Source organism: Saccharopolyspora mangrovi (assembly GCF_035320975.1).
Lineage (GTDB): Bacteria > Actinomycetota > Actinomycetes > Mycobacteriales > Pseudonocardiaceae > Saccharopolyspora > Saccharopolyspora mangrovi.
Genome location: NZ_JAWLNX010000024.1, coordinates 13,472 through 28,351 on the forward strand (window position 1 = coordinate 13,472; position 14,880 = coordinate 28,351).

At 70.3% G+C, this 14,880-nt stretch carries 16 protein-coding genes; 7 read left to right on the top strand and 9 right to left on the bottom strand.

Annotated elements, in window-relative coordinates:
- The first annotated feature begins 62 nt into the window (after window positions 1-62).
- Complete coding sequence (locus R4I43_RS26790) at window positions 63-746, top strand: class I SAM-dependent methyltransferase (RefSeq protein WP_324268058.1); 684 nt, start codon at window positions 63-65, stop codon at window positions 744-746.
- A gap of 225 nt (window positions 747-971) precedes the next feature.
- On the opposite strand, the gene R4I43_RS26795 is transcribed toward R4I43_RS26790, so the two are convergent.
- From R4I43_RS26795 to R4I43_RS26805, 3 genes are read right to left on the bottom strand one after another with little or no spacing between them, the layout of a single operon-like run.
- On the bottom strand, window positions 972-2,036 hold the full coding sequence (locus tag R4I43_RS26795; RefSeq protein WP_324268057.1) for a prenyltransferase/squalene oxidase repeat-containing protein: 1,065 nt from the start codon (window positions 2,034-2,036) through the stop codon (window positions 972-974).
- Complete coding sequence (locus R4I43_RS26800; RefSeq protein ID WP_324268152.1) at window positions 2,023-2,736, bottom strand: methyltransferase domain-containing protein; 714 nt, start codon at window positions 2,734-2,736, stop codon at window positions 2,023-2,025. The genes R4I43_RS26795 and R4I43_RS26800 overlap by 14 nt, the downstream gene beginning before the upstream one ends.
- A 2-nt stretch (window positions 2,737-2,738) precedes the next feature.
- Entirely contained in the window at window positions 2,739-3,995 is a 1,257-nt protein-coding gene (locus R4I43_RS26805; protein WP_324268056.1) for a glycosyltransferase family 4 protein, read from the bottom strand.
- Window positions 3,996-4,166: 171 nt separating this feature from the next.
- On the opposite strand from R4I43_RS26805, the gene kstR reads away from it, so the two are divergent.
- Window positions 4,167-4,772, top strand: coding sequence for a cholesterol catabolism transcriptional regulator KstR (gene kstR / locus R4I43_RS26810; protein WP_324268055.1), 606 nt, complete (start codon window positions 4,167-4,169; stop codon window positions 4,770-4,772).
- On the opposite strand, the gene R4I43_RS26815 is transcribed toward kstR, so the two are convergent.
- From R4I43_RS26815 to R4I43_RS26825, 3 genes are all read right to left on the bottom strand, one after another.
- Window positions 4,758-5,783 carry an MBL fold metallo-hydrolase gene (locus R4I43_RS26815; RefSeq protein ID WP_324268054.1) on the bottom strand — a complete coding sequence of 342 codons (1,026 nt, stop codon included), beginning with the start codon at window positions 5,781-5,783 and terminating at the stop codon, window positions 4,758-4,760. The two genes, kstR and R4I43_RS26815, sit on opposite strands and share 15 nt — an antisense overlap.
- A gap of 57 nt (window positions 5,784-5,840) precedes the next feature.
- Window positions 5,841-6,746: an SDR family oxidoreductase gene (locus R4I43_RS26820; protein ID WP_324268151.1), complete on the bottom strand. Its 906-nt coding sequence runs from the start codon at window positions 6,744-6,746 to the stop codon at window positions 5,841-5,843.
- Window positions 6,747-6,920: 174 nt separating this feature from the next.
- Window positions 6,921-7,673, bottom strand: coding sequence for an SDR family oxidoreductase (locus R4I43_RS26825; RefSeq protein ID WP_324268053.1), 753 nt, complete (start codon window positions 7,671-7,673; stop codon window positions 6,921-6,923).
- A 94-nt stretch (window positions 7,674-7,767) separates the two neighbouring features.
- On the opposite strand from R4I43_RS26825, the gene R4I43_RS26830 reads away from it, so the two are divergent.
- Genes R4I43_RS26830 through R4I43_RS26845 form a run of 4 tightly spaced genes read left to right on the top strand, consistent with a single transcriptional unit; the run spans window position 7,768 to window position 11,194 of the window.
- Window positions 7,768-8,517, top strand: a complete 750-nt coding sequence (locus R4I43_RS26830) for an enoyl-CoA hydratase family protein (RefSeq protein ID WP_324268052.1) — start codon at window positions 7,768-7,770, stop codon at window positions 8,515-8,517.
- The gene (locus R4I43_RS26835) at window positions 8,518-9,387 is read left to right on the top strand and encodes a CoA transferase subunit A (protein WP_324268051.1); all 870 of its coding nucleotides are present in this window, start codon (window positions 8,518-8,520) and stop codon (window positions 9,385-9,387) included.
- Complete coding sequence (locus R4I43_RS26840) at window positions 9,384-10,127, top strand: CoA-transferase subunit beta (RefSeq protein ID WP_324268050.1); 744 nt, start codon at window positions 9,384-9,386, stop codon at window positions 10,125-10,127. Before R4I43_RS26835 ends, R4I43_RS26840 begins: the two co-directional genes overlap by 4 nt.
- A gap of 11 nt (window positions 10,128-10,138) precedes the next feature.
- Window positions 10,139-11,194, top strand: coding sequence for an NAD(P)H-dependent flavin oxidoreductase (locus R4I43_RS26845; protein ID WP_324268150.1), 1,056 nt, complete (start codon window positions 10,139-10,141; stop codon window positions 11,192-11,194).
- Window positions 11,195-11,287: 93 nt separating this feature from the next.
- Here R4I43_RS26845 and R4I43_RS26850 read toward each other — a convergent pair whose 3' ends face one another.
- The 3 genes from R4I43_RS26850 to R4I43_RS26860 are packed head-to-tail and all read right to left on the bottom strand — an operon-like array spanning window position 11,288 to window position 13,920.
- Window positions 11,288-11,914, bottom strand: a complete 627-nt coding sequence (locus R4I43_RS26850; RefSeq protein WP_324268049.1) for a TetR/AcrR family transcriptional regulator — start codon at window positions 11,912-11,914, stop codon at window positions 11,288-11,290.
- Between the two features lie 45 nt (window positions 11,915-11,959).
- On the bottom strand, window positions 11,960-12,733 hold the full coding sequence (locus R4I43_RS26855; RefSeq protein ID WP_324268048.1) for an SDR family oxidoreductase: 774 nt from the start codon (window positions 12,731-12,733) through the stop codon (window positions 11,960-11,962).
- The gene (locus R4I43_RS26860) at window positions 12,730-13,920 is read right to left on the bottom strand and encodes an acyl-CoA dehydrogenase family protein (RefSeq protein WP_324268474.1); all 1,191 of its coding nucleotides are present in this window, start codon (window positions 13,918-13,920) and stop codon (window positions 12,730-12,732) included. The genes R4I43_RS26855 and R4I43_RS26860 overlap by 4 nt, the downstream gene beginning before the upstream one ends.
- Window positions 13,921-14,024: 104 nt before the next feature.
- On the opposite strand from R4I43_RS26860, the gene R4I43_RS26865 reads away from it, so the two are divergent.
- Window positions 14,025-14,879, top strand: a complete 855-nt coding sequence (locus tag R4I43_RS26865; protein WP_324268475.1) for an enoyl-CoA hydratase — start codon at window positions 14,025-14,027, stop codon at window positions 14,877-14,879.
- Window position 14,880 lies beyond the last annotated feature (1 nt).

The following is a 14,880-nucleotide window of genomic DNA, read 5'->3' on the forward strand; positions in this document are numbered from 1 at the left end:
AGCTAGCGGGTGGACCGGGTACGCTGCAACGCGCATCAGTACCGATTCGAAAGAGGCACCACGTGACGCAGGGATCGACCACCGACCGCGAGCACCACCCGTCGATGCCTGTGGAACTGCTCGACCTCGCCGAGCAGGCGACCGGGTTCATGCCCACCGACGAGGGCCTGGCGCTGCACGAGACCGCCCTGGCGCACCTGGGCCAGGGCGTGGGCGTGGAGATCGGCACCTACTGCGGGAAGTCGACGATCTTCCTGGGTGCGGCAGCCCGGCGCACCGGCGGCCGGATCGTCACCCTCGACCACCACCGGGGCTCCGAGGAGCACCAGCCCGGCTGGGAGTACCACGACCCGACGCTGGTCGACCCCGCCGTCGGCAAGCTCGACACCCTCGGCGAGTTCCGCCGGACCATCGCCCGCGCGAGACTGGAGGACGAGGTCACGGCCATCGTCGGCCGCTCCGGCGAGGTCGCGTCGTTCTGGCGGACGCCGCTGACCTTCGTGTTCATCGACGGCGGCCACACCGAGGAGGCCGCCATCACCGACTACGAGGGCTGGGCGCACTGGCTGGTCCCCGGCGGCGCCCTGGTCATCCACGACGTCTTCCCCAACCCCGAGGACGGCGGCCAGGCCCCCTACGGCATCTACCGCCGAGCCCTCGCCACCGGCGCCTTCACCGAAACCCGGGTCACGGGCTCCATGCGAGTCCTCGAACGCACGACGGGCGAACCCGGCTCCCTCCCCTGACCCGGGCATCTCCAATTTCGCGCGAAATTCGAACGCCACACCTCCCCCTCGAACTTCGCGCGAAATTCGAGCCCCACCCCGTGACCAGGCCCTACACGCCCGGGCGCGGGTGAGGATTCGAATTTCGCGCGAAGTTGTGGTGCCCTCCAGGCCGGTCGAACTTCGCGCGAAATTCGAAAAACCCCACTCGGCCGGGTGGTTTCGTGGGCCGAGTGGGGTGATGGGTCAGCGGGTGCGTTCGTAGGTGCAGCAGGCGGCGTTCTCGACCGGGAGGCCGTTCGGGAGGTCTTCGCCTCGGAAGATGCCGTTGCCCAGCGAGGTTCGGGTCAGGGCGTCGGTGGCGAGGACGACCGCCGCGGCGGTCCAGGACGACTGCTCCTCCGGCCAGCGCTTGCCGTCGGCGAAGACGAAACCCGTCCAGTACGAGCCGTCGGGGTCGCGGAGGTGCTGCATCGCGCTCAGCTGCTGCACCGCGCGGTCGTGCTCGCCGAGGGCGTCGAGGGCCAGCACCAGCTCGCAGGTCTCGGCGCCGGTGACCCACGGGTGGTCGTCGACGCAGCGGATGCCGAGACCGTCGACGACGAAGTCGTCCCAGCGCTCGTCGATGCGCCGCAGACCGGCCTCGCCGCGCACCGCACCGCCCAGGATCGGGTAGTACCAGTCCATCGAGTACCGGGTCTTCGGCGTGAACGCCTCCGGATGCCTGCGCAGCGCGTGCCCGAGGCGGCCGACGGCCACCTCCCAGCTCGGCTGCGGCACCCCGACGCGCTCGGCCAGCGCCAGCGCGCACCGCAGGCTCTGGTGGATGCTGGAGCTGCCCGACAGCAGGGCCTCACCGGTCGGCCCGGCTTCGCCGATGCCCCAATCGATTTCGCCGCGCTGGTGCTGCGCGGTGAGCACGAAGTCGATGGCGTCGCGCACCATCGGCCACATCCGCTCGGCGAACGACTCGTCGCCGGTGATCAGCACGTGGTGCCACACGCCCACCGCCGGGTAGGCGCAGTAGTTGGTGTCGGCGCCAGCGTCCTCGACCACGCCGTCGCGCACCTGCAGCGGCCAGGAACCGTCGGCGCGCTGGGTGCTGCGCAGCCACTCGTAGGCGCGCTCGGCCTCGGTGAGCTGCCCGACCACCGACAGCGCCATCGCGCACTCGACGTGGTCCCACGGGTCGGTGTGCCCGCCCGGAAACCACGGGATCTCCCCGGAGGGGAGCTGAACGGACGCGATGGCCTTGCCGGTCTGGACGAGCGCCTCGGCTGAGACGACGCCCGGCAGCTCAGGCGCGGGCACGAGGTTTGCCCAGGTAGACCGCGATGCTCTTGCCGGCGACGGGGTTGAGCAGCTTCTCGGCGGTGCGCGAGATCCACGGCGCCTTCATCATGTCCCACACCAGGAACGCGTGGTACGCCTTGGCCAGCGGGTGGTCGTCGTTGTCGGTGCCCACCGCGCACTTGATCCACCAGTACGGCGAGTGCAGCGCGTGCGCGTAGTCGCGGAAGACGTAGCGCAACCCGGCGTCGGTGAGCTTGCCGATGAGCTCCTCGGCGGAGTAGATCCGCACGTGGCCGCCCTCGACCTGGTGGTACTCGTCCGACAGCGCCCAGCAGATCCGCTCCGGCCAGGCGCGCGGGACGGTGACCACGACGCGACCGCCGGGCTTGACCACGCGGACGAGCTCGCGCATCGCCTTCTCGTCCTCGGGGATGTGCTCCATGATCTCCGAGGCGATGACGACGTCGAACTCGCCGTCGGCGAACGGCAGGGCCAGCGCGTCACCGGAGACGGTCTGGGCCTTGGCGCCCTCGGGCACCTCGCCCTCGTCCTTCATGGCGGCGAACATCGCGGCCACGTTCTCCAGCTCTTCGACGTCCTGGTCGAAGGCGGTGACGTCGGTGCCGCGCCGGTACAGCTCGAACGCGTGCCGGCCGCCACCGCAGCCCAGGTCCAGCACCCGCTGTCCCGGCCGCACGCCGAGCCTGTCGAAGTCCACCGTCAGCAACGCGTTGCTCCCTTCCCACCGCGCGGGCTGCGCGCGATCGCTTCGGCGTAGCAGTCGACGGTCGCCGCTGCCACGGATTTCCAGCTGTAGCGGGCCAGCACCCGCTCACGACCGTTGGCGCCCAGGCGGGCGCGGCGCTCCGGCGAGTCCAGCAGCCGGGCCAGCGCCTTGGCCAGCGCTTCGGCGTCGCCCGGTGGCACCAGGTCGGCGCACTCCCCGTCCGGCCCGGCGACCTCGGGGATCGCGCCCGCGCGGCTGGCGACCAGCGGCGTGCCGCAGGCCATCGCCTCCACCGTCGGCAGCGAGAAGCCCTCGTAGAGCGAGGGAACGCTGGCGACCTCGGCGGAGCCGAACAGCTCGGCCAGCTCCTCGTCGCTGATGCCCTTGACGGTGCGCACCACGTCGCCGATGGCCAGTTCCTCGATGCGCTGCTCGGTCGGCCCACCGGGGGTCAGCTTGCTGACCAGCACCAGCTCCACCTCGCGCTCGGTGCGCAGCTTCGCGACGGCCTCCAGCAGCGTGCCGACGCCCTTCATCGGGGTGTCGGCGCTGGCCATCGCCACGATCCGGCCGGGCACGCGCGGCTTCGCCGGCGGCGTGAACACCTCCGCGTCCACGCCCAGCGGCACCACGCGCAGCTGATCGGGCCGGACGCCGAAGTCCTCGCGGATGTCGTCGGCGGAGTTCTGCGAGACGGTCAGCAGCTGCGGGATCTGCCGCGCGACGCGCGCCTGCATGCGGGTGAAGCCGTACCAGCGGCGCACGGTGAGCTTGCGCCAGCCCTTGGCGTCGGCGAGGTCGACCCGGCGGTCGTGGGTGATCGGGTGGTGCACGGTGGCGACCAGCGGGATCCCGGCTCGCTGCAGCGAGAGCAGGCCGGTGCCCAGGCACTGGTTGTCGTGGACGACGTCGAACTCGTGCGCGCGGGCCTTGAGCAGCCGGGCGGCGCGCATGCTGAAGGTCATCGGTTCGGGGAACCCGGCGGTCCACATGGTGCCGACCTCCAGCAGGTCGATGTGGTCGCGCAGTTCGCGCCAGTGCGGGGTGCGGAACGGGTCGTCGTCGTTGTAGAGGTCGAGGCTGTCCACCGGGGTCAGGTCGCCGCCGGGGTCCAGGTCCGGGTAGGGCTGCCCGGAGAAGACCTCGACGTGATGTCCCAGCTCGGCGAGGCCGCGGCTGAGGTAGCGGACGTAGACACCCTGTCCGCCGCAATGCGGCTTGCTCCGATAGGAAAGCAGCGCGATCCGCACGATTCACCTCACACTGCCCGGGGGCCGCGGGCTGGGTAGACTGGAACATGTTTCGGTCGAGGTAACCCGCTTACCTTAACCCGTTAGTAGCCCCGGACGATGAGTCGCGTGGCGACGAACACGCTTCGCCGTCACCCGCTGTCCGTCGACTGTTCAAGGAGAGCCCGGCCCATGGAAAGCTCGCAGAACGTGCTGGAGGCACTCCGGGGCAGCACGACCGGCACCACGGCGCAGGCTGAGCGCCGCAAGCGCATCATCGACGCCACCCTCGCGCTGGCGAGCAAGGGCGGCTACGACGCCGTGCAGATGCGCGCGGTCGCCGAGAAGGCCGATGTCGCCCTGGGCACCCTCTACCGCTACTTCCCGTCGAAGATCCACCTGCTGGTGGTCGGCCTGGCGCGGGAGTTCGCCCGGGAGCAGGAGAAGCTGGACCGGTCGAAGATCCCGGGTGACACCGCCTACGACCGGGTGCTGCACGTGCTCAACCGCACCACCCGCCAGCTGCAGCGCAACCCCGAGCTGACCGAGGCGATGACCAGGGCGTTCATGTTCGCCGACACCTCGGTGGCCAACGAGGTCGACACCGTGGCGCTGCTGATGGAGCAGCTGTTCACCCAGGCCATGACGCCCGACGAGCCCACCGAGGAGCAGAAGGCGATCGCGCGGGTGATCGGCGACGTGTGGCTGTCCAACCTGGTCGCGTGGGTGACCCGGCGAGCCTCGGCGTCCGACGTGTCCAACCGCCTCGAGCTGACCGTCCGGCTACTGCTGGCCTGAGTACTCCACCGCATCCCCGTTCTGGGTGGCGGTGAGCTCGCCGCGCTGCACCAGCAGGTCCAGGTGCGCGCTGGTCTCTCCGACGGCCAGGACCTGGTTGAACAGGTCGAGGTCGGCGAAGTTCTTGTTGCGCCGGGTCCAGCCGAGCTTCAGCGCGGCTTCGTAGGCGGTTCCGGCGCCGTCGCGGACGACCTCGGCGGTCTGCTGCAGGCGTTCGTCGTGGTGGCTGAGCAGCTCTTCGACCCGCTGGTGTGAACTGCCGCCAACGGGCCCGTGCGCGGGCAGCAGCCGCAGGTCGGGGTAGGTCTGCATGAGCCGCAGCGAGTCCAGGAAGTCGCCCAGCGGCAGGTCCGGGCGGGCCGATTCGACGCCGATCGAGGGCGTGATGTGCGGCAGGATGTGGTCGCCGGAGAACAGCACCGACGAGTCGGCGTCGAGGAACACGACGTGCCCGCGGGTGTGCCCCGGCGTGGGCACGGCCAGCAGCGTGCGGGAGCCCAGCGGGATCTCGACCTTGCCGTGCAGCCACTCGTCCGGCGGCTCGTAGGGGTTCTCTCCCTTGCGCTCCGGCGGTTTTCCGTACTCCTCGGCGAGCCTGCCGAGGAGTTCCTGCGCGCCCCAGCGCTGCAGCCGCCGCATCTCGGCGAGTTCGGTGCCACCGGCCAGGATCGCGTCCATCGTGGGCTGTTCTCCCGCACCGAGGCTGATCTTGGACCCGAAGGTGCGGCGCAGCTGCACCGCCAGCGTGTAGTGGTCGCGGTGCACGTGGGTGACCAGGAACCGCTGCACGTCGGCGAAGTCGTAGCCGATCTCGCCGAGGCCCTTCTCCAGCTGCGCGCGGGCCTCCTCCAGCGCCCAGCCGGAGTCGATGAGCACCAGCCCGTCGGAGTCCTCGATGGCGTAGACGTTGACCGCCCGCAGGCCGTCGTTGGGCAGCGGCAGCGGGATGCGGTGCACGCCCGGGCCGACCTGTTCCACGCCGGGCTCGATCCACGCGTGCCGATCGCTCACCGCTGTCCTCCGAGAATTCGACGAACTTCCTGAAAAGAGATGTACCACCCCGCTCGCTCAGGTGCCGTAGACGGGGCCGGGAACCGGGGCCTTGGCGAGCAGTTCTGACACGACGGGGCCCAATTCGCCGGCGTTCCAGCGGCGTCCCGCGTCGCGGGAGGGTCCTCGGGTCCAGCCGGTGGCCACGGTGATGTCCCCACCGGCGACCTCGAAGACCCGGCCGGTGACCTCGGCGGATTCGACGCTGCCGAGCCACGCCACCAGCGGCGAGACGTTCTCCGGGGCCATCTCGTCGAAACCCTGGTCGGGCTGGGCCATCATGTCGGCGAAGACGGTCTCGGTCATGCGGGTGCGCGCCGAGGGCGCGATGGCGTTGACGGTGACGCCGTAGCGGGCGAGTTCGGCCGCGGTGTTGAGGGTGAGCGCGATGATCCCGGCCTTGGCCGACGCGTAGTTGGTCTGGCCGACGCTGCCGAGCAGTCCGGCCCCTGAGGTCGTGTTGATGATCCGCGCCTGCACGGACTCACCCGCCTTGGTGCGGTCGCGCCAGTGCTGCGCGGCGTGCCGCATGGTTGCGGCGTGGCCCTTGAGGTGGACGCGGATGACCTGGTCCCACTCGTCCTCGGCGAGGTTGACGAACATCCGGTCCCGCACGAACCCGGCGTTGTTCACCAGCACGTCGAGGCGTCCGAACCGCTCCACGGCGAACTCCACGAGCTCCCGCGCCTGGCTCCAGTCGGCGACGTCGGCCCCGTGCACCTCGGCCTCACCCCCGAGCGCCCGGATCTCCTCGGCGACCTCCGCGGCCGCCGACCCGTCCCCGCCGGTCCCATCGAGCTGCACGCCGATGTCGTTGACGACGACCTTCGCCCCCTGCCGCGCGAACTCCAACGAGTGCGCCCGCCCGAGCCCACGCGCACCCCCGGTCACGATCACGACCCTGTCCTGACAGATCACGTCAATCCTCCTCGAAGTTCGTAGCGTTCAACGGATTACCGCCGTAATCCGCACCCCGATTACGGCGGTAATCCGCCTCCCCGGTCTCGGGACCCGGATTACTCCGGTAATCCGTTCCCCAATTACCGGAGTAACCCGGGTCCACGAGGGGGATCACTGCGGTGATCGGGGTTGGTGGGGTCATGGGCGGATGGTGTTGAGGTAGGTCGAGGTTTCGCCTCCGCCGTGGACGGTGAGGTCCGAGCCGGTGATGTAGGCCGCCAGCGGGGAGGCGAGGAAGAGGCAGGCGTTGCCGACGTCGGACGGTTCGGCGAGGCGCCCCAGCGGGACGATCGAGCTCAGGTCGGTCTCGCCGTAGTGGTCGGTTTGGTCCTCGGAGCTGACCAGGCCCACCACGACGCCGTTGACGCGGACCTCGGGGGCCAGTTCCTGGGCGAGCGTGGCGGTGAGGTTGTCCAGGCCGGCCTTGGCCGCGCCGTAGGCGGCGGTGCCCGGTGAGGGGCGGCGGCCGGAGACGCTGCTGATGTTGATGATCGAGCCCCCGGTCTCCGCGAGTGCGTCGCGGGCGTGCTGGGCCAGCAGCAGCGGTGCGATGAGGTTGAGCTCGACGACCTTGCGGTGCAAGCGGATCGAGGACGTCGCGGTGTCGGCGACCGGGGTGCCGCCGACGTTGTTCACCAGCACGTCCAGCCGTCCGGAGCGCTGCCGGATTCCCTCGACCAGCTCGGCGACCTGGTCGCTCTCGCGGACGTCGACCTGCGTGAAGTGCGCGGTGGCCGAGCCGTGCGAGGGCAGTTCGTCGACGGGTTTGCGGGCGCAGACGTGCACTTCCGCTCCTGCGCGCAGGAACGTCTCGGCGATTCCCGCGCCGATGCCGCGCGTTCCGCCGGTCACCAGCACGACCCGGCCGGTCAGGTCGATCTCGATGCCCATCCGCCGCTCCCTGCGTTCTCGCCCCTGGCGGGGTGTCCTGCGGTGTTGCTACGGTAACAACCCAACCAAACAAGTGCTAGGTTTGGCAGGTGGCATGGGCACGCAAATCGAACGGCGGGACGGCGGAATCGTCGTCATCACCGTCGACCACCCACCGGTGAACGCACTGCCGGTCAAGGGCTGGTTCGACCTCGCCGAAGCGCTGCGCGACAGCGGTGCCGACCCGCAAACCCGGGTCGTGGTGCTGCGCGCCGAGGGACGCGGTTTCAACGCGGGTGTGGACATCAAGGAACTGGCCGCCGACCCCGGCCACGACAAGCTCGTCGCCGTCAACAACGGCTGCTACGAGGCGTTCAAGGCCGTCTACGAGTGCCCGGTCCCGGTGATCAGCGCCGTGCAGGGCTTCTGCGTCGGCGGCGGCATCGGCCTGGTCGGCAACTCCGACCTCATCGTCGCCAGCGACGACGCCACCTTCGGCCTGCCGGAGGTCGACCGGGGCGCGCTGGGCGCGGCCACGCACCTGTCCCGGCTGGTGCCGCAGCACATGATGCGCGCGATGTTCTACACCGGGCAGACCGCCACCGCGCAGCAGCTCGCCGAGTTCGGCTCGGTGCACGGAGTCGTTGCGCGCGAAGGTCTCCTGGACGCGGCGCTGGCGGTGGCCGCCGACATCGCCGCGAAGAACCCGCTGGTGATCCGCAAGGCCAAGGCCGCGCTCAACGGCATCGACCCGGTCGACGTCAACCGCAGCTACCGGTTCGAGCAGGGCTTCACCTTCGAGCTCAACCTCACCGGAGTGTCGGGCGAGATCCGCGCCGAGTTCGGCCGCGAGAAGGAGGCGTAGGTGCAGGACAAGCAGCTGACCGTCGACGAGGTGGTCGCCCACCTGCGCGACGGCATGACGATCGGCATCGGCGGCTGGGGTTCCCGGCGCAAGCCGATGGCGCTGGTGCGCGCGATCCTGCGCTCCGACCTCAAGGACCTGACGCTGGTGTCCTACGGCGGACCCGACGTCGGATTGCTGTGCGCTGCGGGCAAACTCCGCAAGGTCGTCTACGGTTTCGTGTCGCTGGACTCGATCCCGCTCGACCCGCACTTCCGCGCGGCCCGCCAGCGCGGTGAGCTCGACGTCGCCGAGTACGACGAGGGAATGGTGCTGGCCGGTCTGCGCGCGGCGGCGGCCCGACTGCCGTTCCTGCCCACCCGCACCGGGATCGGTTCCGACGTGATGGCGCTCAACCCCGGTCTGCGCACCGTCCGCTCCCCCTACCCCGACGGCGAAGAGCTGGTCGCGATGCCCGCTCTGAACCTCGACGTGGCGCTGGTGCACATGAACCGCGCCGACCGGCACGGCAACGGCCAGTACCTCGGCCCGGACCCGTACTTCGACGACGTGATGTGCGCGGCGGCCGAGCGCAGCTTCCTCAGCTGCGAGCGGATCGTGCCCACCGAGGAGCTCACCGAAACCGCTCCCCCGCAGTCGCTGCTGATCAACCGGCTCCACCCGCAGGGCGTGGTGGAAACCCCCAACGGCGCGCACTTCACCAGCTGCGTGCCCGACTACGGCCGCGACGAGGCGTTCCAGCGGCGCTACGCCGCCAGCGCGAAACTCGGTCAGTGGGAGGAGTTCCGCGCCGAGTTCCTGAGCGGCGACGAGGCGGAGTACCAGGCGGCGGTCGAGAAGTTCCACGCGCGTGCGGAGGTGCCGGCATGACGATCACCAGGGCCGAGGTCTGCGCGGTGGCCTGCGCCGACAGCTTCGCCGACGCGGGGTCGGTCATCGCCTCGCCGTTCGGCACGATCCCCTCGATCGGCGCCCGGCTGGCACGGCTGACCAGCGCACCCGAGCTGCTGCTCACCGACGGCGAGGCGATGCTGCTGGTCGAGCCGACCCCGCTGGGCGAGGAGTCCACCGGCACGGTCGAGGGCTGGCTGCCCTACGGCAAGGTCCTGGACCTGCTGGCCGGTGGCAAGCGCCGGGTGATGATGGGCGCTTCGCAGGTGGACCGGTTCGGCAACCAGAACATCTCCCGCATCGGTGACTGGGCGCAGCCGAAGGTGCAGCTGATCGGGGTGCGCGGGGCTCCGGGCAACTCGGTCAACCACACCACGAACTACTGGATCCCCCAGCACAGCACCAAGATCTTCGTCGAGTCGGTCGACCTGGTGGCCGGTGTCGGGCACGACCGGGCGAACCAGGTGGGCGCGAAGTTCCACGACGTGCAGGTCGTGGTGACCGACCTGGCGGTGCTGGACTTCCGGGGTCCCGACGGCGCGATGCGGCTGCGCTCGGTGCACCCGGGTGTGAGCGTGGACGAGGTGCGCGACAAGACCGGTTTCGAGCTGGCCGTCGACGAGGTCGCCGAGACCCGGCTGCCGACCGACGAGGAGCTGTCGCTGATCCGGGACCACATCGACCCGAAGGGGTTGCGGGACAAGGAGGTCGCGGCGTGATCGAGCAGCAGCTGCGCACGCCGCTGTGCGACCTGACCGGTGTGCGTCATCCGATCGTGCAGACCGGTATGGGCTGGGTCGCCGGGCCGAGCCTGGTCTCGGCGACCGCCAACGCGGGCGGGCTCGGCGTGCTGGCCTCGGCGACGATGACGCTGCCGCAGCTCACCGACGCGGTCCGCGAGGTCAAGGAGCGCACCGGGGAGCCGTTCGGGGTGAACCTGCGCGCGGACGCCGGTGATGCGGAGGAACGCGTCGACCTGCTCATCCGCGAGGGCGTGAAGGTGGCCTCGTTCGCGCTGGCGCCGTCGCAGCGGCTCATCGGCAAGCTCAAGGACGCCGGGGTCGTGGTGGTCCCGTCCATCGGGGCCCGGCGGCACGCCGAGAAGGTCGCCGCGTGGGGCGCCGATGCCGTGCTGGTGCAGGGCGGTGAGGGCGGCGGGCACACCGGTCCGGTCGCCACCACGCTGCTGCTGCCGCAGGTCGTGGACGCGGTCGACATCCCGGTGATCGCCGCCGGCGGGTTCTTCGACGGACGCGGGCTGGCCGCCGCGCTGTGCTACGGCGCGGCCGGGGTGGCGATGGGCACCCGCTTCCTGCTCACCACCGACAGCCGGGTTCCCGACGAGGTCAAGCGCTCCTACCTGGAGGCGCAGGTGGGCGACACGGTCGTGACGTCCAAGGTGGACGGTCTGCCGCACCGGATGCTGCGCACCGACCTCACCGACTCCGCCGAGTCGCAGGGCCTGCTCCGACGCCTCCCCCGCGCGCTGCGCCAGGCGGTGGCGTTCAAGTCGCTCACCGGCATGACCTGGCGGCAGCTCGCCAGCGACGGCCTGGCCATGCGCAAGGCCCAGAAGCTCCCCCTCAACCGGGTCCTGCTGGCGGCCAACACCCCGATGCTGATCAAATCGGCCCTGGTGGACGGCCATCCCGAGGCGGGAGTCCTGCCGGCGGGCCAGGTCGTCGGCATGATCGACGAACTCCCCAGCTGCGAGAAGCTCATCGACGCCCTGATCACCGAAGCGGCCAGCACCCTCCGCCGGACCGCGGGGCCCCTGACCTCCTGACCACGATTTCGCGCGAAGTTCGACCTCCGAAGTTCGCACTCGAATTTCGCGCGAAATTCGAATCCCCCACGCGACCAGGAGCGTTACCGCTGGTCAGCGGGTTACGATGCCGTCGCAGAGAATGTTGATGTACTGGTCCGCGATGGACTTGATGCTCAGCTTCCCGTTCGGGTTGAACCAGTGCACCGTCGTCCAGACGGTGTCGCGGATGAAGCGGTAGGTGAGCTTGAGGTTGAGGTCCTCGCGGAAGACACCCGCCTTCTGGCCCTCCTGGAGCACGCGCAGCCAGGTCTTCTCGAACTCGTCGGCCACCCCGGGCAGGTAGTCGAAGCGCTCGAACTGGGCCAGGTAGTTGGCCTCGTTCTGGAAGATCGCGATGGCGGCCGGGTGCTTGCGCAGCGCCGAGTAGGACCGCTTGATCAGCTCGGTCAGCGCGGTGCGCGGATCCGGCGCCTCCTCGATGATCTTGGCGTTGGCCTGCCGCTGGTCGTCGAGGAACTCGCGCAGGATCTCGTCCACCATCGCCTCCTTGGAGTCGAAGTGGTGGTAGAGGCTCCCCGAGAGGATGCCGGCTGCATCGGCGATGTCGCGGACCGTGGTCGCCAGGAACCCACGGGTGGCGAACAGCTCGCCGGCGATGGCGAGCAGTTCGGCGCGACGTTCGGAGCCGTTCTCCCGCGCCGGGCGGTTGCGTGCGGACAAGCGCTTGGTCGAGACCACGAGGCCATCCTCTCAAAGCCGCTCCGGCGGGGCGCGCCGGAGGGTTCACGGGTGCTGGTTGGAGACCGAGATGACCTCGCCGGTGAGGTACGTCGAGTAGTCCGAGGCGAGGAAGACGATCACGTTGGCGATCTCCCACGGCTCGGCGGAGCGGCCGAACGCCTCGCGTTCGGTGAGCGTGGCCAGCAGGTCGTCGGAGGTGACCTTGGCCAGGTTCTCGTGCATCACCAGGCTTGGCGCGACGGCGTTGATCCGGACCCCGAGCTCGGCGGCGTCCATCGCGGCGCACCTGGTCAGGGCCATCACACCGGCCTTGGCGGCGGCGTAGTGGGACTGCCCGGCCTGGGCGCGCCAGCCGACGACGGAGGCGTTGTTGACCACCACACCGGGGTTGCCCTGCTCGCGGAACAGCCGGGTCGCGGCGCGCGTGCAGCGGAAGGTGCCGCCGAGGGTGACGTCGACGACCTTGTCCCACTGCTCGTCGGTCATCTCCAGGATCGAGGCCGTCCCGCCCAGCCCGGCGTTGTTGACCACCACGTCGACCTGGCCGAAGGTGCTGGTCGCGGTGTCGAACATGCGCTGCACCTGGGACTCGTCGGTGACGTCGCAGGCCACCGAGGCGACCTTGGCGCCGGGCAGCTCGGCGAGCTCGGCGCAGGTCTCGGCGAGCCTGCGCTCGTGCCGGTCGCTGATCAGCACCTGGGCGCCTTCCTCCAGCATCCGGCGCGCCACGGCCGAGCCGATGCCGGTGCCCGCGGCGGCGGAGACGACCGCGGTCTTGCCGTTGAGCAGCCCGTGCGCGGGCGGTGCCTGGGTCATCGGGTGCCCTCCTGGGGTCGGGGTTCGCGCGGCAGGCCGAGCACCCGCTCGGCGATGATGTTGCGCTGGATCTCGTTGGAGCCGCCGTAGATCGTGTCGGCGCGGGTGAACAGGAACAGCCGCTGCCCGCTGTCGAGGTCGTACGGCTCGCCCTGGGCGACGAGCCCGGCGGGCCCGGCCACGGCCATCGCGAGCTCGCCGAGCTCGCGGTGCAAGTTCGACCACAGCAGCTTGACCACCGAGGACTCCGGCCCGGGTGGCCCTTCGGCACCGAGCAGCCGGAAGACGGTGCAGCGCAACGCTTCCAGATCGGTCCAGGCGCGGGCGACGCGGTCGCGCAGCAGCGGGTCGTCGAGCGCGCCGTGGGCGCGGGCCTGCTCGGTGATCTCGGCGAGCTCGCGGCGGAAGACGACCTGCTGGTCGACGGTGCCGATGCCGCGCTCGAAACCGAGCGTGCCCATCGCGACCTTCCAGCCCTGCCCGACCTCGCCGACGACGTGCCCGGCCGCGGTGCGGGCGTCGTCGAAGAACACCTCGTTGAACTCGGAGGTGCCGGTGAGCTGCATGATCGGCCGCACCCGAATGCCGGGCTGGCCCATCGGCACCAGGAAGTACGACAGCCCCTGGTGGCGGCGCGCATCGGGATCGGTGCGGGCGAGCACGAAGCACCAGTCGGCGACGTGCGCCATCGACGTCCACACCTTCTGGCCGTTGAGCACCCACTCGTCGCCTTCCAGGCGCGCGGTCGTGGCGACGTTGGCCAGGTCGGAACCGGCCCCGGGCTCGGAGTAGCCCTGGCACCACAGCTCGCGCGCGCCGACGATCTCGGGCAGGAACCGCTTCTGCTGCTCGGGGCTGCCGAAGGCCATCAGGGTGGGTCCGAGCAGCTCTTCGCCGATGTGGCCGACGCGGACGGGCGCTTGGGCCCGCGCGTACTCCTCGTGGAAGATGATCTGCTGCCCGACGGTGGCTTCGCGCCCGCCGTACTCGGCCGGCCATCCCAGGCAGGTCCAGCCGTGCTCGGCCAGCAGCCGGTCCCAGGCCAGCCGCACGTCGAAGCCCTCGTGCTCGCGGCCCGGGCCGCCGAGCCCCCGCGCGTCGGCGAATTCGCCGGTCAGGTGCTCGGACAGCCACTTCCGGACTTCGCGGCGGAAGGCCGCTTCCCCGGCGCTGTCGGTGAGGTCCACAACCGCCTCCTCGGCGTCGTTCCCGCGTCGTCACTCTACCAAGCACTTGCTTGTTCAGCTAACCTCGACGTGCCGCAATCGCAAGGCCGAGCTAGGAGCGCCCGATGGCAGCAGAACGAGCGGTCGTCCACTACGAGGTCCGCGACCAGATCGCCGTGGTGACCATGAACCGGCCCGACTACCGCAACGCCCAGAACTCGGTGATGACCTACGCGCTCGACGACGCGTTCTACCGCGCCTGCGAGGACGACCGGGTCAAGGTCATCGTGCTGGCGGGCGAGGGCAAGCACTTCTCCGCCGGGCACGACATCGGCTCCCCCGAGCGCGACATCGACGTCAGCTACCCGCGCCGCGCCGGACTGTGGTGGGACCACACCACGCGCAGCGGCGGTGAATCGCGCTTCGCCCGCGAGCAGGAGGTCTACCTGGGCATGTGCCGCCGGTGGCGGGAGATGCCCAAGCCCGCGATCGCCTCGGTGCAGGGCGCCTGCGTGGCCGGGGGCCTGATGCTGGCGTGGGTGTGCGACCTGATCGTGGCCAGCGACGACGCGTTCTTCGCCGATCCCGTGGTCAAGATGGGCATCCCGGGAGTGGAGTACTTCGCGCACCCGTGGGTGCTGGGCCCTCGGGTGGCCAAGGAGTTCCTGTTCACCGGCAAGCGGATGAGCGCGCAGCGGGCCTACGAGGTCGGCATGGTCAACGAGGTCGTGCCGCGCGAAGAACTCTCCGAGGCCACGATGCGGCTGGCCGGCACCGTCGCGGAGATGCCGATGTTCGGGCTGTCGCTGACGAAGAAGGCCATCAACCAGGCCGAGGACCTGATGGGCATGCAGAGCGGCATGGACTCGGTGTTCGGCCTGCACCACTTCGCCCACGCGCACAACGCCGAGGTCGGCAAGGACTCGCTGGCGGGCATGGACGCGCGCAGCATGAAGAAGTCCAACGAGGAGCGTGGGTGAG